This is a genomic window from Streptomyces sp. NPDC037288 (assembly GCF_055603265.1).
The window spans coordinates 107827-126920 of the sequence record NZ_JBVJVY010000021.1 but is presented as its reverse complement, the minus strand read 5'-3'; the positions used below and the strand labels follow the sequence as shown (position 1 = coordinate 126920).

At 72.9% G+C, this 19094-nt stretch carries 17 protein-coding genes and 3 pseudogenes; 12 read left to right on the top strand and 8 right to left on the bottom strand.

The genetic code is table 11. The features are described from left to right. Positions 1-107 precede the first annotated feature (107 nt). A complete protein-coding gene (locus tag ACZ7GZ_RS23570) occupies positions 108-593 on the top strand; it encodes a DUF6083 domain-containing protein (RefSeq protein ID WP_471027118.1) in 486 nt (161 codons plus the stop codon). Between the two features lie 55 nt (positions 594-648). Here the strand turns inward: ACZ7GZ_RS23570 and ACZ7GZ_RS23565 are convergent, their stop codons facing one another. Next, on the bottom strand, positions 649-2160 hold the full coding sequence (locus ACZ7GZ_RS23565; RefSeq protein WP_471027117.1) for a hypothetical protein: 1512 nt from the start codon (positions 2158-2160) through the stop codon (positions 649-651). Positions 2161-2273: 113 nt separating this feature from the next. Between ACZ7GZ_RS23565 and ACZ7GZ_RS23560 the strand changes: the two genes are divergently transcribed. Then, a complete protein-coding gene (locus ACZ7GZ_RS23560) occupies positions 2274-3527 on the top strand; it encodes a molybdopterin-dependent oxidoreductase (RefSeq protein WP_471027115.1) in 1254 nt (417 codons plus the stop codon). 313 nt (positions 3528-3840) lie between these two features. Here the strand turns inward: ACZ7GZ_RS23560 and ACZ7GZ_RS23555 are convergent, their stop codons facing one another. From ACZ7GZ_RS23555 to ACZ7GZ_RS23545, 3 genes are read right to left on the bottom strand one after another with little or no spacing between them, the layout of a single operon-like run. Continuing rightward, positions 3841-4596 carry a class I SAM-dependent methyltransferase gene (locus tag ACZ7GZ_RS23555; RefSeq protein WP_471027114.1) on the bottom strand — a complete coding sequence of 252 codons (756 nt, stop codon included), beginning with the start codon at positions 4594-4596 and terminating at the stop codon, positions 3841-3843. After that, a complete protein-coding gene (locus tag ACZ7GZ_RS23550; protein ID WP_471027112.1) occupies positions 4593-5207 on the bottom strand; it encodes a TIGR04282 family arsenosugar biosynthesis glycosyltransferase in 615 nt (204 codons plus the stop codon). Before ACZ7GZ_RS23550 ends, ACZ7GZ_RS23555 begins: the two co-directional genes overlap by 4 nt. Further along, positions 5204-5896, bottom strand: coding sequence for a glycosyltransferase family 2 protein (locus tag ACZ7GZ_RS23545; RefSeq protein ID WP_471027110.1), 693 nt, complete (start codon positions 5894-5896; stop codon positions 5204-5206). The genes ACZ7GZ_RS23550 and ACZ7GZ_RS23545 overlap by 4 nt, the downstream gene beginning before the upstream one ends. A 111-nt stretch (positions 5897-6007) precedes the next feature. Here ACZ7GZ_RS23545 and ACZ7GZ_RS23540 point away from each other — a divergent pair, with 111 nt between their 5' ends. Next, positions 6008-6739 (top strand): response regulator transcription factor, encoded by a 732-nt coding sequence (locus ACZ7GZ_RS23540; protein WP_471027108.1) that lies wholly within the window; start codon positions 6008-6010, stop codon positions 6737-6739. Positions 6740-6741: 2 nt separating this feature from the next. Further along, on the top strand, positions 6742-7854 hold the full coding sequence (locus ACZ7GZ_RS23535; RefSeq protein ID WP_471027106.1) for a sensor histidine kinase: 1113 nt from the start codon (positions 6742-6744) through the stop codon (positions 7852-7854). A 4-nt stretch (positions 7855-7858) separates the two neighbouring features. Here ACZ7GZ_RS23535 and ACZ7GZ_RS23530 read toward each other — a convergent pair whose 3' ends face one another. Both ACZ7GZ_RS23530 and ACZ7GZ_RS23525 read right to left on the bottom strand, forming a co-directional pair. Beyond that, the gene (locus ACZ7GZ_RS23530; RefSeq protein ID WP_471027105.1) at positions 7859-8167 is read right to left on the bottom strand and encodes a hypothetical protein; all 309 of its coding nucleotides are present in this window, start codon (positions 8165-8167) and stop codon (positions 7859-7861) included. Positions 8168-8267: 100 nt separating this feature from the next. Further along, positions 8268-9257 carry an NAD-dependent epimerase/dehydratase family protein gene (locus tag ACZ7GZ_RS23525; RefSeq protein WP_471027103.1) on the bottom strand — a complete coding sequence of 330 codons (990 nt, stop codon included), beginning with the start codon at positions 9255-9257 and terminating at the stop codon, positions 8268-8270. Positions 9258-9576: 319 nt separating this feature from the next. Between ACZ7GZ_RS23525 and ACZ7GZ_RS23520 the strand changes: the two genes are divergently transcribed. From ACZ7GZ_RS23520 to ACZ7GZ_RS23500, 5 genes are all read left to right on the top strand, one after another. Next, positions 9577-10449, top strand: a complete 873-nt coding sequence (locus ACZ7GZ_RS23520; protein WP_471027102.1) for an SGNH/GDSL hydrolase family protein — start codon at positions 9577-9579, stop codon at positions 10447-10449. A 183-nt stretch (positions 10450-10632) separates the two neighbouring features. Then, positions 10633-10998, top strand: coding sequence for a 5-carboxymethyl-2-hydroxymuconate Delta-isomerase (locus tag ACZ7GZ_RS23515; protein ID WP_471027101.1), 366 nt, complete (start codon positions 10633-10635; stop codon positions 10996-10998). A 50-nt stretch (positions 10999-11048) separates the two neighbouring features. Then, positions 11049-11702, top strand: coding sequence for a maleylpyruvate isomerase N-terminal domain-containing protein (locus tag ACZ7GZ_RS23510; RefSeq protein WP_471027100.1), 654 nt, complete (start codon positions 11049-11051; stop codon positions 11700-11702). A 177-nt stretch (positions 11703-11879) separates the two neighbouring features. Next, complete coding sequence (locus tag ACZ7GZ_RS23505; protein ID WP_471027098.1) at positions 11880-14066, top strand: MMPL family transporter; 2187 nt, start codon at positions 11880-11882, stop codon at positions 14064-14066. Positions 14067-14563: 497 nt separating this feature from the next. Beyond that, a complete protein-coding gene (locus tag ACZ7GZ_RS23500; protein WP_471027096.1) occupies positions 14564-15253 on the top strand; it encodes a dienelactone hydrolase family protein in 690 nt (229 codons plus the stop codon). Positions 15254-15313: 60 nt separating this feature from the next. Here ACZ7GZ_RS23500 and ACZ7GZ_RS23495 read toward each other — a convergent pair whose 3' ends face one another. Together ACZ7GZ_RS23495 and ACZ7GZ_RS23490 are read right to left on the bottom strand one after the other, a co-directional pair. Next, positions 15314-15700: a DUF2267 domain-containing protein gene (locus tag ACZ7GZ_RS23495; protein WP_471027095.1), complete on the bottom strand. Its 387-nt coding sequence runs from the start codon at positions 15698-15700 to the stop codon at positions 15314-15316. Between the two features lie 125 nt (positions 15701-15825). Continuing rightward, a pseudogene (locus tag ACZ7GZ_RS23490) lies at positions 15826-16425 on the bottom strand (5-methyltetrahydropteroyltriglutamate--homocysteine S-methyltransferase); the annotation flags it as partial. Positions 16426-16642: 217 nt separating this feature from the next. On the opposite strand from ACZ7GZ_RS23490, the gene ACZ7GZ_RS23485 reads away from it, so the two are divergent. From ACZ7GZ_RS23485 to ACZ7GZ_RS23475, 3 genes and pseudogenes are all read left to right on the top strand, one after another. After that, entirely contained in the window at positions 16643-17530 is an 888-nt protein-coding gene (locus ACZ7GZ_RS23485) for an MBL fold metallo-hydrolase (RefSeq protein WP_471027093.1), read from the top strand. Positions 17531-17678: 148 nt separating this feature from the next. After that, positions 17679-18521 (top strand): annotated as a pseudogene (locus tag ACZ7GZ_RS23480) (zinc-binding dehydrogenase); the annotation flags it as partial. Positions 18522-18596: 75 nt separating this feature from the next. Next, positions 18597-18869, top strand: a pseudogene (locus ACZ7GZ_RS23475) (pirin family protein); the annotation flags it as partial. Positions 18870-19094: the final 225 nt, after the last annotated feature.

Below are 19094 nucleotides of genomic sequence, written 5' to 3'. Positions count from 1 at the left end.
CCGACTCCGCCGTTGCTCCGGCCCGGCCGGCCGGGCAGCCGGTCTGCTCCCGATGCGCCCTCGTCGCGCCCTCCTGGGATTCCGACCGGACGGGGATGCTGGCGGGCATGGGGGCACATGACGACAGCATCATCCCGTCGGCCGGCTACGACGAGCAGTGGCGGCCGCCCACCGGCGCGCCCCGCTCATGGGAGAACACGGACCGCGCCCAGGCGGCCCTCGACGGAGCCGCCGGCCCGGAACCGCCCAGCCCGCCCCACTGCCCGCACTGCGGGCTCGCCGGTGAACGGCGCCCCACCTACACGGGACAGCACGTGCTCCTCGAACCCGGCCTCGTGCTGCCCGCGCACCTGGTTCCCGGAGGGCACCGCTGGCACATCGACAGCAACGGAGTCGCCTGGAACGGCGGCTTCGAGGAGCCCCTGACCGGCGCCCGGTGCCGCATCCCGCACCACCTGGCGTGTCCGGGGCTCAGCCTGGACGAGATCCGGCCCTGGCGATGGCTGACCGCGGTCCGGGCGGAGAACGCCGGCAGGGCACGGCGGAGAGCGGACGAGGAGGGCGGCCCCACGGCGCTGCCCGATGCCGGCTGAGGCCGGCGGGCGGGCCGGCGCCGGGAGCGGCGCCGGGCGCCGCGAGCCCTCGGCCTCACCAGCCCGTCAGCAGCAGGTGGTTGAGGAGCAGGGCCAGTACGGCCTGCGCGGTGAGCCAGGCGCGCGGGTGGGGGAGGAGCGCGCAGGCCGGGAGGAGCCACAGGGCGAAGGGCAGCCAGATGCGCTCCGTCTCCGCCTTGCTCATGCCGGACAGGTCGGCGACCAGCAGGGCGAGCAGCGCGGCGGAGACGAGGAGTGCCAGGCGCGCGTCCGAGGAGGGTCGGCCGCCGGGCGCGGGCAATGGCGCCGCGGAGGGTCGGCCGCCGGTCGTGGGGAGCGACGCGGGGGGTCGGGAGCGGCTCCCGGAAAGGCGTACCGCGGGCTGTGGCGGGCGGCTCCCGGGGAGCGGTGCCGAGGGGTGCCGGCGGTCGGATCCGGGGAGCAGGGCCGCTGGGCGTCGCAGGGCGGTTGCGGGGAGCAGTGCCGCCGTCGTCCTGCGTAGGCCCGCCGCCGTGGCCGGGCCGGTGATGAGGGCGGTGCAGGCGAGGTTGGCCCAGACCCAGTAGCCGTAGGGGCGGACGCCGCCGACGCCCTGGTAGTAGCGGGTGACGAGGAGGTGGTAGGCGGCCCACCAGTCGAAGCCGGCGAGGGTGAACACCAGCGGCAGTACGGCCAGTCCGGCGACCAGGGGCAGCAGGAGGGACGGGCGTTCGCGGAGGCCGGAGCGAGTGAGCGCGACCACCGCCGCGCCGATCAGTGTGAAGAGCGCGAGGCCGTAGGACAGATAGCAGGTCAGGCCGAACAGGAGGCCCGAGGCCGCCGCGCACCCGTGGGACCGTCGCGTCAGCGCCAGGGCGAGCAGCGCCACGGACCAGGCGGCGACGGCCGCGAAGTAGCCGTCGGCGGAGGTGCCCTGCCACACGGCTGCCGGGGCGAGCACCAGGAACGGCGCGGCCCGGCGGGCGAGGATCTCGTCGGCCAGCGCGCGGAGCGCGATCAGCACGGCCACGCATCCCGTCGCACCGACGGTGACGCACCACATCCCGGCCCAGCCACCGCCCCGCAGCCCGATCCGGTCCAGCAGGACGAAGGTGAGCGTGGCGGCCGGCGGGTGGCCGGCGACATGGGCGGGCCAGGGGGCAGGGGTGCCGCTGACGATGTGGTGGGTGAAGTCGCGCAGGGTCGCCGGGATGTCCTGGAAGCGGCCGATGACCCGGAGGTACTCCTCGCGGGCGGTCAGCCGCGCCGCGACGCCCCGGTGCCAGCCGTCGACCAGAGCGAGGGACAGGATCCAGGCCAGGGCCGCCGTCCAGGCCACCGCGAGGAGCGCCCGCCAGGGCAGACGGGCCGCGACGGCGGGGCCGTACGCCACGGTGGCCGCCGCCACCGCCAGGGCCGCCGGGGTGCCCGGGCCGAGGTGCGGGTCCCACTCGGCGAACACCGGCGGCCAGTGCACGAACAGGGTGTGGCGGGTGTCCTGGATGTGCCGGCCGACCAGGACGGCCGCCGTCACGAGCAGGGCGGCGGCACCGGCGGCGTACAGATCGCGGCGGAGAGATCGGTTCACACCGGAACGCTAGGCCGGGGTGGCGCCAACCGGGCGCCCGCCAGGCAGGACGTCAGCGTTTCGTCACCGGTCGCGGATCCCTTTCCGGTGGTGCACCGGCCTACGGTCGGGACATGCGCGACCATCCCCGTCTTCCCACTTCCCCGGACTTCTGGCGCAGCCCGCTGCGCGGCCCCTGGTTCACCTCGGTCCTCGGCCTCGTCCTGCTCGTCGGCATCACCGTGCTGTTCGTGACCGGACTGGTGTCGTACGCCGCCTACAACCCGGGCCTGTCCCGGGTGAACGACACCACCCCGGACAAGGGCCTCCTGGGCTTCTACCTGTTCGCCTGGCCCACCGACCCGGTGTGGCTGTACCGGCTCACCCAGGGCGTCCATGTGACGCTCGGCATCACCCTGATCCCCGTCCTGCTGGCCAAGCTGTGGTCGGTGGTGCCGAGGCTGTTCACCCTGCCTCCGGCCCGCTCGCTCGCGCACGCGCTGGAGCGGATCTCCCTGGTGCTGCTGGTCGGGGGAGGACTGTTCGAGTTCACCACGGGAGTCCTCAACGTCCAGCTGGACTATGTCTTCCCCGGCTCCTTCTACCCGCTGCACTTCTACGGAGCATGGGTGTTCTTCGCCGCGTTCCTGGCCCACGCCGCGCTCAAGACACCGGCCGCGTTGCGCACCGTACGCGGGCGACGGCAGGAGCGGAGCGATCCGGCCTCCCCCCAGAGCGACCTGGTCTCGCCACGCCCGGCGGCGCCCACCGTCTCCCGGCGCGGCGCGCTGTGGCTGGTCGGCGGTGGTTCCCTGGTGCTGTTCCTGACCACGGTCGGGCAGAGCCTCGGCGGACCCTTCCGCCGTACGGCCCTGCTCGCTCCGCACGGCACGGCCGATCCTGGCGGCGGCCCGAACGGCTTCCAGATCAACAAGACCGCCGCCTACGCCGGTATCACGGCGGCCGAGACCCACGAGGACGCCTGGCGGCTCGTCGTCACCGGCCGCACCGGAACCGTCCGGCTCAGCCGCGCCGAACTGCTCCGACTGCCGCAGCACAGCGCGTCGTTGCCCATCGCCTGCGTGGAGGGCTGGTCGACCGCCGACCAGTGGTGGCGCGGGGTGCGGCTGCGCGACCTCGCGGCACTCGTCGGGTACGACGGCGACCCGCCGGACGTGCTCGTGGAGTCCCTGCAACGCCGCGGGGCCTTCCGCCGCGCGGCCCTGCGCGCCAACCAGGTGGCCGACGGGCGCTCGCTGCTCGCCCTGTACGTCAACGGCGAGGAACTGTCCCCCGACCACGGCCGCCCGGCGCGGATCATCGTCCCCGCGGCACCCGGTGTGCTCAACACCAAGTGGGTGGCCCGGCTGACCTTCGGAGACCTGTGATGCGCCGTCGCCTCCCCCTGGGCAGTCCCTTCCAACTGCTGCTTCTCGGCTGTTCGTTCGCACTCGCCGGGTACGCCGGACTCCGGCTGTTCGCGGGTGACTGGTTCGGCGTGGCGCTGTGGATCGTGGGTGCCGCGCTGCTGCACGACCTCGTCCTGCTGCCGCTGTACACGGCGGCCGACCGGGCGGTCGTACGCGGCCTCGGAGCGGCCGGACGGCGCGGCCGGACGCTGTACGTGCGCGTCCCGGCGATGCTGTCCGGGCTGCTCCTGCTGGTGTGGTTTCCGCTGATCAGCGGCATGGCGAACCGGCGTTACCGGTCGGCCACCGGCCTCTCCCCGGACGGCTTCCTCACCCGCTGGCTGCTGATCACCGCCGTCCTCTTCGGCGCTTCGGCGCTGCTGCTCGGACGGCGGGTGCGAAGGGCGGCGAAGCACCGGCCGCCGGCGGACCACTGAGTGACGGGCCTCCAGCCGGCCCTGCGTGCGTACCGCAGCAGGGCCGGGGTGCCGACCCGCGCCCAGGGGAACGGCGCACCGCCGGCCCGCGAGGCGCCGACGGTGTCGACCACCTCGACCCGGGCGCGCTCGTCGACGTGTCCGGGCACGGTCTCGGCGATGAGCAGACCGCCCGGGCGGGCCAGCGCCGCCACCCGCTCCAGCAGCACGGACGGCTCCCCGCCGATGCCGATGTTGCCGTCCATGAGCAGCACGGTGTCCCAGCGGCCCTCGCCGGGCAGCGGCTCGAACACCGAGCGCCGCAGAGCCTGACCGCCGAGCTGGACGGTGTGGTCGACGGCGGCCTCGCTGACGTCGATGCCGAGTGCGGGTCGGCCCCGGCCGGCCAGCTCCGCCACCAGTCGCCCGGGCCCGCAGCCGACGTCCAGCACGGCGCCCTCGCAGCGGTCGAGCACCGCCCGGTCCACGGCGTCCGCGCGGGCGCACCAGCGCTCCACCTCCAGCGGCAGCAGCCAGCCGTCCGCGCGGCGCAGGAACAGCGGGCCGCGGCCGGTGCGCAGCGCGGCCGCGTAGGGGTCGGCGGCCGCCCAGGCGACAGAGCCGCCCGTCACCGGGTGACCGACGTACAGCGGGCCAGCCGCGCGGCGAACCTGCCGTGCGGGGCCAGGGCGGCGACGGCGTGGGCGTCGGCGACGGTGTCGACGTCCCGCAGCCGGGGCAGCTCGCGCACCCGCAACCCGGCGGCCAGCAGCCGTTCCCGCTGCACGGCCCCGGTCCCGGGCGTCGACATGGGCACGCCCCGCAGCAGCGCCGGGGCGGGCTCGGCCAGACCCAGCGCCCAGAAGCCGCCGTCCTGGGCCGGGCCCAGGTACGCGTCGCAGTCCGTGAAGTCCACGGTGAGCAGCTCCGGCGTCACCTGCGGGGTGTCCATGCCGATGAGCAGCGCGGGGCCCGAGCAGCGCGCGAAGGCGTCCGCCAGCCGCTCGTCCAAGCCGCCCGCGCACTGCGGCAGTACCTCGAAGCCGGGTGGCAGCCACGGCCCGGGCGCCCCGTCCAGCACGAGAACCCGGCGGGTCGCGGGCGTCGCCGCGACGGCGTGCAGGGTGTCCGCGAGCGCCGCCTCCGCCAGCTGGGCCGCCTGCTGCGGGGTGAACGGCGGGGTGAGCCGGGTCTTGACCCGGCCCGGCAGCGGCTCCTTGGCGATGACGAGAAGCGTGGTCACCGTACGGCCCTCCCGTCGGCCGGTGCCTCGGCCAGTACGCGGCTCATGTCCCGCACGGCCTGCCAGGTGCCACGCCAGGTGCCCGTCACCTTGGAGGCGCCGGTGCGCGGCCGGTACGGCACGTCGTGTTCGGCGATGCGCCAGCCCGCGTCGGCCGCGCGGACGACCATCTGCAGCGGATAGCCGCTGCGTCGGTCGGTGAGACCGAGGGCGAGCAGCGGCTCACGGCGGGCGGCGCGCAGCGGCCCCAGATCGTGCAGGCGCAGCCCGGTACGGCGGCGCAGTATCCGCGCCAGCGCCAGGTTGCCCGCACGGGCGTGCACGGGCCAGGCACCCCGGCCCTCAGGTCGCCGCCGGCCGAGCACCAGGTCGGCGGCGCCCTCCCGGATCTCCCCCACGAACGGAAGGAGCAGCGCGGGGTCGAGGGAGGCGTCGCAGTCGCAGAAGCAGACGATGTCGCTCGTGGCGGCGGTCAGTCCGGCGTGGCAGGCGGCGCCGAAGCCGCGCCGCGGCTCGTGCACCACCGTGGCGCCGAGCGCGCGGGCGATGCCGGGGGAGCCGTCGGTGGAACCGTTGTCGACGACGAGGGCGTGCCAGCCCGCCGGGATCCGGCCGAGCACCCAGGGCAGGGCCTCGGCCTCGTTCAGGCAGGGCAGCACCACGTCGACGTCCGTGGAAGTGGTCGTCACGGTTTCACCCTACGAACGCTGATCGGGCATATCGGACTCAAGGTCCTTACGAAACGCGGACGCCCGGCCCGCGGTCCGGCGGCGGGCACCGGGCGGTGCGAGGCTTGAGGCATGCAACCGCTGTACGAGTCCCACGAGACCGAGGCCGCAGCCGAGGCGGCCCGGATCCTGGTCGTGGACGACGACCCGACCGTCGCCGAGGTCGTCACCGGATACCTGCACCGCGCCGGCTATGCGGTCGACCGCGCCGACGACGGCCCGACCGCCCTCACGCGCGCCGCCGCGCACCGGCCCGACCTGGTGGTGCTCGACCTGATGCTGCCCGGCATGGACGGCCTGGAGGTGTGCCGGCGGATGCGGGAACGCGGACCGGTGCCGGTCATCATGCTCACCGCCCGCGGCGACGAGGACGACCGCATCCTGGGCCTGGAGGTCGGTGCCGACGACTACGTCACCAAGCCCTTCAGCCCCCGCGAACTGGTCCTGCGCGTGGAGTCGGTGCTGCGCCGCAGCCGCCCCGTCACCACCGGGCACCGGCTGGCCGCGGCCGGACTCTCCGTCGACCCCGACGCCCGCAGGGCCGCCAAGAACGGCACCGAACTCGCCCTCACCCTCCGGGAGTTCGACCTGCTCGCGTTCTTCCTGCGGCACCCCGGCCGGGCCTACAGCCGTGAGGACCTGATGCGCGAGGTCTGGGGCTGGGACTTCGGCGACCTGTCGACCGTCACCGTCCACGTCCGCCGGCTGCGCGGCAAGGTCGAGGACGACCCGGCCCGGCCCCGTCTGATCCAGACCGTGTGGGGTGTGGGCTATCGCTTCGAGCCCGGCGAGGCGGTGCGCTGACCATGGGCGACATTGTTCTCATCGCCGTCTACGCCTTCGCCGGCGCCGTGGCCGCGGGGGCCGCGGGGGCGGGCGCGCTGCGCCTGATCCGGCGCCGTTCGCTGACCGCCTCCCTGGCCGTGGTCGCGGCGGTCGGCGTCGTCGCGATGCTCGCCGGCACGCTCGCCGTCGCCTGGGCGATGTTCCTCTCCTCGCACGACCTGACCGTGGTCACGACCGTCGTCGCGATGGCGGCCGTGGTGTCCCTGGCCACCGCGCTGCTCCTGGGCCGCTGGGTCGTCGCCCGCAGCCGCGAACTCACCGACGCCGCCCGCTCCTTCGGTGACGCCGGCGCCTTCGCCGCCCCGCACGGCCCGGCCACCGCCGAACTGGACGCTCTGGGCCGCGAGTTGGCGGCCACCAGCGCCCGGCTCGCCGAATCACGGGAACGGGAGCGGGCGTTGGAGAAGTCCCGGCGCGAGCTGGTCGCCTGGATCTCGCACGACCTGCGCACCCCGCTGGCCGGCCTGCGCGCGATGGCGGAGGCGCTGGAGGACGGCGTGGCCGCCGACCCCGACCGCTACCTCAGGCAGATCCGCACCGAGGTCGAACGGCTCAACGACATGGTCGGCGACCTCTTCGAACTCTCCCGCATCCACGCGGGCACCCTCCCGCTGAGCCCCGCCCGGATCTCCCTGTACGACCTGGTCGGCGACGCGCTGGCGGGAGCCGATCCGCTGGCCCGGGAACACGGGGTACGGCTGGTGGGCGACCGGGTCGAGCCCGTGCCCGTGGAGGTGGACGGCAAGGAGATGAGCCGCGTGCTGGGGAATCTGCTGGTGAACGCCATCCGCCGTACCCCGGCCGACGGCACGGTCGCGGTCGCCGCGGAACGGGCGCCGGACGGCGTGGTGCTGTCGGTGACGGACGGCTGCGGCGGCATCCCGGACGAGGACCTGCCCCGCGTCTTCGACACCGGCTGGCGTGGCACCGACGCCCGGACCCCGCCGGCCGGGGCGGGGCTGGGGCTGGCGATCGTACGGGGCATCGTCGAGGCCCATCAGGGCCGGGCGACCGTCCGCAACATTCCGGGGGGCTGCCGCTTCGAGGTGACCCTGCCGACGGCGGAGGCGTGAACGGTCACTTGTCCGGGCGGCAGACGATGTCGGTCGCGGACTCGTTCCGGCAGGTGATCCCGCTCCCGGGGCCGATCATGCGGGAGAGGAGCGGTGCGATGTCCTTCTCGCAGGACAGGCCCGAGCCCTCCTCGTCGTCGTCCGCGCCCGCGTGTTGGCAGACCCTGCCGATGACGTCGCTGCTGTTGACCTTCTGGCCGGGCGGCGGCGTGTCTGCGGAGGCCGATGGGGCGAGGAGGCCCAGGCCGAGCACCGGTGCGATGAGCAGCGCTGCGACCTGGGCGCGGGCCGGCTTCAGGGTCCGTCGCGACATGGCTGTCCTTTCGACTGGTTCATGCGAATGTCCTGCTGCGCACGTCGTGCGGAGCACCGCCATGATCGACGGCGACGCCGTCCTGCGGGGGCGGACACGCTCAGTGCGTTCGCGTGAACTCCCGCATTCCCTCCGCGAAGCCCACCTCGGGCTTCCAACCGAGTTCCGCGCGCAGCCGGGAGGAGTCCGCCGTGATGTGGCGGACGTCGCCCAGACGGTACTCGCCGGTGACGACCGGGTCCGGGCCGCCGTGGGCGGCTGACAGGGCGCGGGCCAGGTCGCCGACCGAGTGCGGCTCGCCGCTGCCGGTGTTGTACGCCGTGAGGGCTCCGGGGCGCGGCCCGGCCTCCAGCGCGATGACGTTGGCCGCGGCCACGTCCCGCACGTGGACGAAGTCCCGCAGTTGCCGGCCGTCCTCGAACACCCGCGGAGCGTCGCCGCGTTCGAGGGCCGAGCGGAAGAAGGAGGCGACGCCGGCGTACGGGGTGTCGCGGGGCATCCCGGGGCCGTACACGTTGTGGTAGCGCAGCGAGATCGCCGTACCATCCGTGGCGCGGGCCCAGGCGGCCGCCAGGTGCTCCTGGGCGAGCTTGGTCGCGGCGTAGACGTTGCGCGGGTCGGGCGGGGCGTCCTCGGTGACCAGGCCCGGGGTGAGCGATGCGCCGCACCGCGGGCAGGGCGGTTCGAAACGGCCCGCCTCCAGGTCGGCCGCGGCCCGCGGCCCGGGGCGTACGACGCCGTGCACGGGACAGTCGTAACGGCCCTCGCCGTACACCACCATCGACCCGGCCAGCACCAGCCGCCGTACGCCCGCCTCGGCCATCGCGGCGAGCAGGACGGCGGTGCCCAGGTCGTTGCGGGAGACGTACTCGGCCGCGTCCGAGACGCCGTTGCCGAGGCCCACCATGGCCGCCTGGTGGCAGACCGCGTCCACGCCGGACAGGGCGCGGGCGACCGCCGCTCCGTTGCGCACGTCGGCGCCCGGATCGGCCCGGACGTCGTACACGAGCGGCTCGTGCCCGCTCGCCCGCAGCGCCTCGACGACATGGGACCCGATGAACCCGGCACCGCCGGTGACCAGTACACGCATACGGCCACGCTAGACGGGCACGGCAGCGCGACCGGGGGACACGGCCACCGCGTCACGACTCCGTAAGGTTTCAAGAATTCCTGTCAACAACGTTGACTCAGCGGTGCCGCAGCCGCACATTACCTATCGGTAGTACCCAGCGGTAATCCCGCGAACCCCCACTTCGCGGCCCTCGCCGTGCGTGCGCACACGCGCCCACGCCCGGACGGCCGGTACGCCCATCTGCTCTGAGCCGCCGCATTCTCGCGCATCAGCACACACCCGGGCACCCCCATGCCCGTCTGTCTGCTCCGTGTCCCCACCCCGAGAAGAGGGAGTCATGCCCCTGCCTGCCCTGCGCCGTGCCATCGCCGCCACCTCCGCACTCGCCGGGGCGCTGGCCCTCGGCGTCACCGCCGTCCCCGCCCACGCCACGACGACCCTGAACTACGCGGCCCTCGGCGACAGTTACAGCGCCGCCTCGGGTGTTCTGCCCGTCGACGCCGGCAACCTCATCTGCCTGCGCTCCACCGCCAACTACCCCCACGTCATGGCCGCCCGCACCGGCGCCCGGCTCACGGACGTCACCTGTGGCGCCGCCCAGACCAAGGACTTCACCCAGTCCCAGTACCCCGGCGTCGCCCCGCAGGCGGACGCGGTCACCGCGGACACCGACCTGGTGACGCTGACGATCGGCGGCAACGACAACAACACCTTCATCGGCGCCATACTCGCCTGCGGCACCGCGGGCATCCTCAGCGGGGGCCGGGGCAGCCCCTGCAAGGACACCTACGGCAGCTCCTTCGACGACGCCATCGACGCGAACACCTACCCCGCGCTGAAGAGCGCGCTGCGCAGTGTCCGGGCCAAGGCGCCGGGCGCGCGGGTCGCGGTGCTCGGCTACCCGTGGATCACCCCGGCCAAGGCCGACCCGTCCTGCTTCGCCCAGATGCCGGTGGCCTCCGGCGACGTGCCGTACCTGCACGAGCTGCAGGCCCATCTCAACGCGGTCGTGCAGCGCGCCGCCGAGGAGGCGGGGGCCACATACGTCGACTTCTCGCAGGCATCCGAGGGCCACGACGCGTGCCAGGCCGTCGGCACCCGGTGGATCGAGCCGCTCCTCTTCGGGCGGAACATCGTCCCGGTGCACCCCAACGCGCTCGGCGAGCGGCGCATGGCCGAGCGCACCCTGGGCGTCCTCGGCCTCGGCTGACCGGGGGCGCCGGCCCAGGGCCGGGCTCGTGCGCCGCGCGGCCGTCCCGCAGCACCGTGCGGGACGGCCGCGCGGCGCAGCGGGGTCGGCAATGAGCCGGTGGAGGGGGTGCGGTGAAGGCACGTGGTGGCATGAGGGAAAATAGTTGCCTAGTGAAACTACGGGCACCGGGGAAGGTCTTTCATGCCGCACCTCACCATCGACTACTCCTCCCATCTGGCCGGAACCTTCGATCCCTCTGCCCTGGTGAAGGAGTTGCACCCGCTCGTGGTCGAGGAATCCGGTACGTCGGGCGTGTGCAAGACGCTGGTCCGTCCGGTGGCGACGTACGTCGGGGACGGGCCGAGCGCCGAGACCACTTTCGTGCACGTGGAGATCGGTCTCATGCCCGGCCGCCCCGAGGCACAGAAGGCGCACCTGTCCGAAAGCGTACTGGCGTTGCTCGCCAAGCATCTGCCGACGGGCGACGGCACCCGGGAGCAGACGGTCGTCTCGGTGGAGGTGCGGGACCTGGCCGGCTCCTATCGGCTGTCCCCCTCCGCGCGGTGAGCGTCCGAATTCGTTTGTCCGCCCCTCGGCTCCCGCACTACCTTGCCGCGGTGGACCTCTTCTCGCACTCTTGGACGGCGTTGCTCACCGCGGTCGCCGAAGTCCCGGACGGGGACTTCGAGCGGCCGTCCGGCTGTACCGGCTGGCTGGTACGGGACTTGGTGTGCCACCTGGTCATCGACGCCCAGGACGTCCTGATCACCCTGGCCACGCCCGCCGACACCGAACCGACCGTGGACGCGGCCAGCTACTGGAAGCTGGTCGAGCCCCCGACCGGCGAGGATCCGCTCGATGCGCTGATCCCCCGGCTGGCCGCCGCGTACGGCGAGCCGCGGTTGCTGAAGTTCCACCTGGACGACGTCGGTTCCGCGGCGGGCCGGGCCGCCCGACTCGCCGATCCGGCCCTCCGCGTCAGCACCCGCGACGAGGTGCTGACCGTGGGCGACTACCTGTCCGCGTACGTGGTCGAGTGGACCCTGCACCATCTCGACCTGATCGCCCGGCTGCCGTCGGCCGCCGGCCCGCCGGCCGAAACCCTCGCGGCGGCGCGCGCGTCGCTGGAGAAGATCGCCGGGACCTCGTTCCCCGCCTCGATCTCCGACAAGGACGCGCTGCTCCTCGGCACCGGACGCCGTACGCCGACCGGCGCGGAGCAGACCGAGCTGGGCGACCTCGCGGTCGAACTCCCGTTCGTCCTCGGGTGAACGGGTCCATCCGAGCAATCGAGGGTCCTCATGAGATGATCTTTTTATCCGGCCACTACCATATGGCCTCAAGACAACCATTCGAACGGCCCGTTACCCAGGTGCCGTTCGGGGTCGCCGATGCCAGGGACCGCTCCCCGGGCTGCGGTGATCTTCCTGTCCAGGAGGACCTTCCGCATGTTCCGACGTATTGGCAACACAGTCGTCCGACATCCCGTGTGGACGATCGTGGCATGGCTGATCGCCGCGGTGGCGATCGTCGCCACTGCTCCGAGTCTGCCCTCGAACAGTGACGAGAGCAGCTTCCTACCCAAGAGTTACGAATCCATCAAAGCGGCGGACCTCCAGCAGAAGGCGTTCCCCAGCGCCTTCACGCCGTCCGCCATCGCGCTGTACCAGCGCACCGACGGCGGCAGGCTGACGGCCGCCGACAAGCAGGACATCGCCCGGATCACCACCGAACTGGGCAAGAAGCACATCGACCAGGTGCAGAAGGTCGTCCCCGGCCCGCCGTCCAAGGACGGCAGGTATGACATGACCCTGGTGCAGATGGACAGCAAGAACGCGGGCCAGCCCAAACAGGCGGACGCGGCCAAGGCGTTGCGCGACGACGTCAAGGCGCTGGCCAAGGGTACGCATCTCGACGTCAAGCTCGGCGGCTCCGCCGCGCAGGCCCTCGACCAGCAGGACTCCTCCAAACGCGGAGACGCGCTGATCTTCATCGGCACCTTCGTGATCATCCTGTTGACCCTGCTGATCATCTTCCGGGCGCCCATCCTCGCCGTACTGCCCCTGGTGCTGATCGGTGTGGTGTCGCTCGTCTCGAACGGCCTGATCGCGTACGCCACGAAGCTGTTCGACCTGCAGGCCAACAGCTCGATCTCGTCGATCCTGATCGTCGTGCTGTTCGGCGTGGGCACGGACTACTTCCTGTTCCTGATGTTCCGTTACCGCGAACGGCTGCGCGCCGGCGACGAGCCCAAGCAGGCCATGATCAACGCGGTCGACCGGGTCGGCGAGGCCATCGCCTCCGCCGCCGGTGCCGTCATCATCGCCTTCCTCGCGCTGGTGCTCTCCACGCTGGGCTTCCTCAAGCAGATGGGCCCGGCGCTCGCCATCGCGGTCGGCGCCACCCTGGTCGCGGGCCTGACCCTGATCCCGGCCGTGGTCTCGCTCATCGGACCGAAGGTCTTCTGGCCCTCCAAGTCCTGGCAGAAGGAGCCGGAGAACGCCCGCTTCGCCGCACTCGGCCGGGGTGTGCAGCGCCGTCCGGCGCTCACCGCCGCGGTGTCCGGTCTCATCCTGGTCGCACTGTCGCTCGGCATCTTCAGCTACAACGCCACGTTCGACCTGGCCTCGGGCTCCATGCCGAAGACCAAGGAGTCCATGGTCGTCCAGGACCAGATGCAGAAGGCGTACTCGGCGGGCGCCGCGGCACCCACCGACGTCTACCTGTCCAGCACCGACGGAAAGCCGCTGGACAAGACGGGCTTCGACGCGTACGCGCAGAAGCTCGGGGCCGTGGACGGCGTCGCCAGCGCCCGCATGACCCAGCTCAACAAGGAGGGGACCACCGCCGACTTCACCGTCACGCTCAAGTACGAGGCGTCGACGGACAAGGCGATCGACGCCGTGGGCCGGGTCCGCGACGTCGCCCACTCCGACGCCCCTGACGGCACCGACGCGGTCGTCGGCGGCATGTCCTCGATCTACAAGGACATCAACGCCGCGGTCAACCACGACTATCGGACCGTCTTCCCGGTGGCCGCCGTGCTCATCATGGTCATCCTGGGCCTGCTGCTGCGCAGCGTGGTCGCCCCCTGGTATCTCATGGCCTCGGTGGGTCTCGGCTTCGGCGCCACCCTCGGCGCCACCGTGTGGATCTTCCAGAAGGGGCAGGGACACTCGGGGCTGATGTTCATGCTCCCGGTGATCATGTATCTGTTCGTGGTCGCCATCGGCACCGACTACAACATCCTCATGATCGCCCGGCTCCGCGAGGAGGCCCGCGAGGGCCGCGAACCGCGCGAGGCGGCCGGTATGGCGCTGCGGCACGCCGGGCCGACCGTCGCCGCGGCCGGCTTCATCCTGGCGGCGACCTTCGCCACGATGATGCTGGCGGGCAACTCGCTGCTCACGGAGATGGGGTTCGCGGTGTCCTTCGGTATCGCCGTCGCCGCCTTCGTGATGGCGATGTTCTTCACCCCGAGCCTCACCGCGCTGATCGGCCACGCCGCGTGGTGGCCGGGGCATGGCGACCGGGTCGAGGTGACGGTGGCCGGCGCCGGAGCCCGGGGTTCCGTACCGGCACCCGGCAGCGACCGGGACGCCGTGACCCACGATGCGGCGGGACGCCGCAACTAGCGTCAGCAGCGTGACACAGGGTCCTGCCCGGCCATGACCGTCCGGCAGGACCCTGCCGCCGGGCCGCGAGACGAGCGGCCCGGCGGCCACACGCGCACCGAGGCGTGTCATGCCATCGCCATGACGGCCGCCCCTACCGTCGCTCCGCCCCAGGTGTGCGGCTCACCGTCGGGACCGAGGGCGGGATGGCCCCTCCCCGGAGCCCGGCGAGGTGCCCCTCGAGGGTGAACCCGGGGGTCGTCACGTCGGATCCGACCACACGGCGGCGATCCGATCGCCCCGCACCGCCACGGCCCGCCGCAGCGCACGGTGGCCGGCGAGGACGGCGCGTGCACACCTCCTCGCGGCCGTGGTTCGCGACGGCTCCGACGCGGCCGTGGCCCCACCCGCCTCCGACCCGGCGCCGGGAGGTTCCGGCCGATATGGTGGATATGCGGTGGGGGACATCCGGCTCGTCGCGATCCGCCGGATCGGCAGGCGTGGAAGAAGTGAGGCCGATGATCTCCGACATGGTTCTGGTGCCCACCAGCGAGGTCAGGCTCTCCGGTGACCTCGTCGTCCCGACGGCGGCGCGGGCCGTGGTGCTCTTCGCGCACGGCAGCGGCAGCTCCCGGCACAGTCCGCGCAACCGGATGGTGGCCGCCGAGCTGCGCACCGCCGGGTTCGGCACGCTGCTGATGGATCTGCTCAGCGAACGGGAGGAGCGGCACGACGCGCTGACCGGCGAGCACCGCTTCGACATCCCCCTCCTCGGCCGGCGCCTCGTGGCCGCGATCGACTGGCTGGACACGCAGCCCGACACCCGCGGCCTCCAGGTCGTCCTGTTCGGCGCCAGTACGGGTGCCGCGGCGGCGCTGGTGGCCGCGGCGGAGCGGCCGGACCGGGTGCTGACCGTGGTGTCCCGGGGCGGCCGGCCCGACCTGGCGGGCGAGGCCCTGGAAGAGGTGCGGGCCCCGGTCCTGCTGATCGTCGGCGGCCAGGACCAGCAGGTGCAGGAGCTGAACGAGGAAGCGGCCCGGCGGTTGCGGGCCCCGCATTCCCTGTCCGTCGTTCCGGGGGCGACGCACTTGTTCTCCGAACCCGGCGCCCTGGAACAGGTCGCCGAGGCCGCCAGGCAGTGGTGCGACGACCAGCTGCGCACCTCTGGGGAGGCTGGGCAGCCCGGGGAGGCCACGCAGGACGAGTGACCGGCCGGCCCCGGCGCACGGGCGAGGACGCACGGGCGAGACCGTCCGGGACGTCGCCCGTCAGCTCGGGTCCGGCCTGCCGAAGTACTCGGCGTAGCGGGTCGGCAGCTGCGACAGGAGGTGGTCGAGCTGCCCGTCCGGGACCGCGTCGGCGACCGTGGACAGGACGGCGTCCGCGTCCCACTCCGCGGTGCGCGGCCGGGCGCCGGTCTGCACGGACACACGCCGGAGGAACTCGTCACAGTCGAACGACTCCGGACGCCCCCGGTCCAGATGCAAGGCCTCGTCCAGGGGCGCGGGCAGCCGTGCCGCCAGTTCGTCGGCCTCCTCCGGGGAGATCCGGGTCGCGAGCACCCACAGCACCGCCTCGCAGACCTGCTCGGCCTCCTCCCGGCTGCGGTACTCCCCCCGGTCACGGACCTGGGCCAGGAACTCTTCCAATCGCACGGCGGCCTCCCAATGTCGTCGCACGCCATCACGGCGAGCCGCTCCCTTCCAGTCTGCCCGGAATCCGACATCCCCGACAGCGTCACCTCGTGATGATCAAGAGGGAGCGGCCCGCACCGCTGTGGCTACAGCTCCGCTCGTACCGCGCGGGCGGCGGTCACCAGGTTCTCCAGGGAGGCGCGGGTCTCCGGCCAGCCGCGCGTCTTCAGGCCGCAGTCGGGATTGACCCACAGCCGTTCGGCGGGGATCGCCCGCAGGCCGGTGCGGAGCAGTTCGGCGGCTTCCCGGGCGCCGGGTACGCGCGGGGAGTGGATGTCGTACACACCGGGTCCGGCGGCACGGGGGTAGCCGTGGGCGGCTTCGAGACTGATGACGTCGGCGTCGAGATCGTCGATGGCCTGGACGATGTCACCGAACTCGGCGTAGCACATGTGGGTGTGGATCTGGGTGTCCGGGCGTACGCCACCGGTGGTGAGCCGGAATGCCTCGGTGGCCCAGGCCAGATAGGCGGGGCGGTCGGCGGCGCGCAGCGGCAGGGTCTCGCGCAGGGCGGGCTCGACCTGGATCACCGGAGTCCCGGCAGTCTCCAGGTCGCCCACCTCGTCGCGCAGCGCGAGCGCGACCTGCCGGGCGGTCTCGGCGAGCGGCTGGTCGTCGCGGACGAAGGACCAGGCGAGCATGCCCTTGACGGGTCGGTCCGTGAGCGACTGGGCGTACGTCGTCCAGGGATCTCGTCGTGGAGGAAGCACGGCAGACAGTCACTTTGCGAAGCGGTGGTTCAGCGTTGACGAGGGGTTTTCCGACGCCGACGCGCCAGCCGGTCAGAGCAGCACCATGCCGCAAGTACAAGATCCGGGCCCTCTTCCTTTCTCCGTGCGGCCCGGATACCCCTGGAAGGTGAGAAGCCGGGCCGGACGGCCACGACGCAGGGAGGAATCGGCCATGAGCGAGGAACGGTTCGAGGACGGCTGGTACGTGGACGAGCGGTGCACCAACTGCGATGTCGCACGGCAGCTCGCTCCCGGCCTGATCGGTGAGGTCGACGGTCGCGCGGCGGTGCTGCGCCAGCCGCGCGACCGGACGGAGGTGCGGCAGCTGCACGCCGCCGCCCATGCCTGCCAGACGCGGTCGATCCGTCCTCCGGGCGGGCGGCTGGACACAGCGCTGGACCCTTTCCCGATGGCTCTGGACGACACCGTGTACCTGTGCGGCCACAATTCCAGGCAGACCGCGGGAGCCAACTCCTACCTGTTAGGCCGCCCCGGCGGCACCGCGATGATGGTGGACACACCGCGCTGGAGCACCGCCCTGGCCGCGCGCTACGAGGCGCTGGGCCCAGTCACCGACGTCCTGCTCACCCACCGCGACCACGCCGCGCACGGGCGCCGATACGCCGACCACTTCGGTGCCCGGCTCTGGATCCACGAGGGAGACCTCGACGCCGCCCCGGACGCCGACGGTGTCCTGCGGGGCACCGACCCGGCCGAGATCGCCGAGGGCGTGATCGCCCACCCCCTGCCCGGCCACACACGCGGCAGCGTGCTCTTCGTCGCCGACGAGCGGTACTGCTTCAGCGGAGACAGCTTCTACTGGTCGCGTACCACGCAGGACATCGAGGTGGCGCAGAGTGTCACCTGGTACTCCATCGGTGAGCTGGCCGCCTCCTTGGCCCGGACGGCCGGCGGCCTGCGCTTCGAGTGGCTCTTGCCGGGCCACGGCGACCGCCGTCGTCTCCCCGCCGACGAGATGGCCCGGCGACTGCGGGGGCTGGCGGTCCGTACCCGGGAACTGCGGCCACAGCCCATCGATTTCACCGCAGTGCGCTGGTGACGTGACCGCCGGACGGACCCGTGCGGGTTGCCCGGCGCTGTGTCCCTTGCGTCCTGAGCTGATTCCGGGGGCGCGGGTGGAAGCATGCGGTGCCATGCGTGCCCCGGCCGGGGAGCGGCGATCTCGCCGTACCGGATGACGTCCGCGGACCCCAGCTCCTCAATGTACGCACGTCGTGGGCCGTGACCTGGTCGGCACGGTGGCCGAGGTGGGCCCGGGCGTCACGGGCTTCCGTGCCGGGGACCGGGTGTGGTGCAACAGCCTCGGGCACGGAGGACGGCAGGGCGCGGCGGCGGAGCAGGCGGTGGTGGCGGCCGATCGGCTGTACCACCTGCCCGAGGGAGTCGATCCGTACGCGGCGGTGGCCGTGGTCCATCCGGCGGCGACCGCGTATCTGGCGCTGTTCGTCCACGGGCGGCTCAGCGTGGGCGAGACCGTGCTGGTCGTCGGCGCCGCGGGCAATGTCGGCAGTGCGCTGGTCACGATGGCGGTACGGGCCGGCGCCCGTGTCCTGGCCACGGCCGGCGCGCGGGACGCCGAGTACTGCGCGGAGCTGGGCGCGGCCGAGGTGTTCGACTACCGGGATCCGGAACTGACCGAGAGGATCCGCAGGGCGGCGCCGGCGGGGCTCGGCCTGTGCCTGGACACGGCGGGCGTCAACGACCTGGAGACCACGGTCGACCTGCTCGCCCGCAGGGGCCGCGTGGTACTGCTGGCCGGCATCCGAAGCCGCCCCGTGCTGCCCGCCAGGGCGCTGTACGTGAACGACCGGTCCGTCGTGGGGTTCGTGATCTCACACGCGACACCCGACGAACTCGCCGGAGCCGCCGCGTACGTCAACGACCTGTTCGGCCGGGGTGCGCTGTGCCCGCGGAGCATCGAGGTCTTCCCGCTGAGCGCGGCAGCCGACGTCCACGGCCGGATGGAGAGGGGCGAGCTGCGGGGGCGGCGCGCCGTCCTGCGGACGGACCTCACGGCCACGGGTGGATGAAGGTCCCGCGCGGGCCGTCTACGATCATGGCATGATAGTTGAATATAGAACAACGCTTCCGGGAGGTGGTCCACGGTGAGCAACGCCGAAACGAAACCCGCGGAAGTGCGGTGCGGTGCGGCGGTGGACGGCCGGCGACCGGCCGGGACGGCGCGGGTCGAGGTGCTGACCCCGCGCGACGTCCCCCTCGGCGGTCCCCGGGCGATGACCGTTCGGCGGACACTGCCGCAGCGCGCCCGGACCCTGATCGGCGCCTGGTGCTTCGCCGATCACTACGGCCCCGACGACGTCTCGACGACGGGCGGCATGGACGTCGCCCCGCATCCGCACACCGGGCTGCAGACGGTGTTATCAGACGTCACCGACGCCGCCACCCCCGAAGTCCTGCAGTGGCTGGACGCCGAACCGGGCTGACGGCTCACCCGGCTTCGTCGGTGTCACATGAGCAACCTTCAGCCGCTGTGCTCGGGGCACCACGCGCGCAAGCCGAGGGCACGGTCAATACACGGAACGCCCGCTGAAGGTACCGCCCGCGCACTCGTGTTCACCGAACGTCTGGGCCCGCGCCATCCC

Bases quoted from the DNA above. Each gene is read 5' to 3' on its own strand.
- ACZ7GZ_RS23530 (WP_471027105.1), bottom strand. From the start codon at position 8,167: ATGTCGCGACGGACCCTGAAGCCGGCCCGCGCCCAGGTCGCAGCGCTG.
- ACZ7GZ_RS23540 (WP_471027108.1), top strand. From the start codon at position 6,008: ATGCAACCGCTGTACGAGTCCCACGAGACCGAGGCCGCAGCCGAGGCG.
- ACZ7GZ_RS23515 (WP_471027101.1), top strand. From the start codon at position 10,633: ATGCCGCACCTCACCATCGACTACTCCTCCCATCTGGCCGGAACCTTC.
- ACZ7GZ_RS23570 (WP_471027118.1), top strand. From the start codon at position 108: ATGGGGGCACATGACGACAGCATCATCCCGTCGGCCGGCTACGACGAG.
- ACZ7GZ_RS23520 (WP_471027102.1), top strand. From the start codon at position 9,577: ATGCCCCTGCCTGCCCTGCGCCGTGCCATCGCCGCCACCTCCGCACTC.
- ACZ7GZ_RS23525 (WP_471027103.1), bottom strand. From the start codon at position 9,257: ATGCGTGTACTGGTCACCGGCGGTGCCGGGTTCATCGGGTCCCATGTC.
- ACZ7GZ_RS23535 (WP_471027106.1), top strand. From the start codon at position 6,742: ATGGGCGACATTGTTCTCATCGCCGTCTACGCCTTCGCCGGCGCCGTG.
- ACZ7GZ_RS23485 (WP_471027093.1), top strand. From the start codon at position 16,643: ATGAGCGAGGAACGGTTCGAGGACGGCTGGTACGTGGACGAGCGGTGC.
- ACZ7GZ_RS23560 (WP_471027115.1), top strand. From the start codon at position 2,274: ATGCGCGACCATCCCCGTCTTCCCACTTCCCCGGACTTCTGGCGCAGC.
- ACZ7GZ_RS23505 (WP_471027098.1), top strand. From the start codon at position 11,880: ATGTTCCGACGTATTGGCAACACAGTCGTCCGACATCCCGTGTGGACG.
- ACZ7GZ_RS23500 (WP_471027096.1), top strand. From the start codon at position 14,564: ATGATCTCCGACATGGTTCTGGTGCCCACCAGCGAGGTCAGGCTCTCC.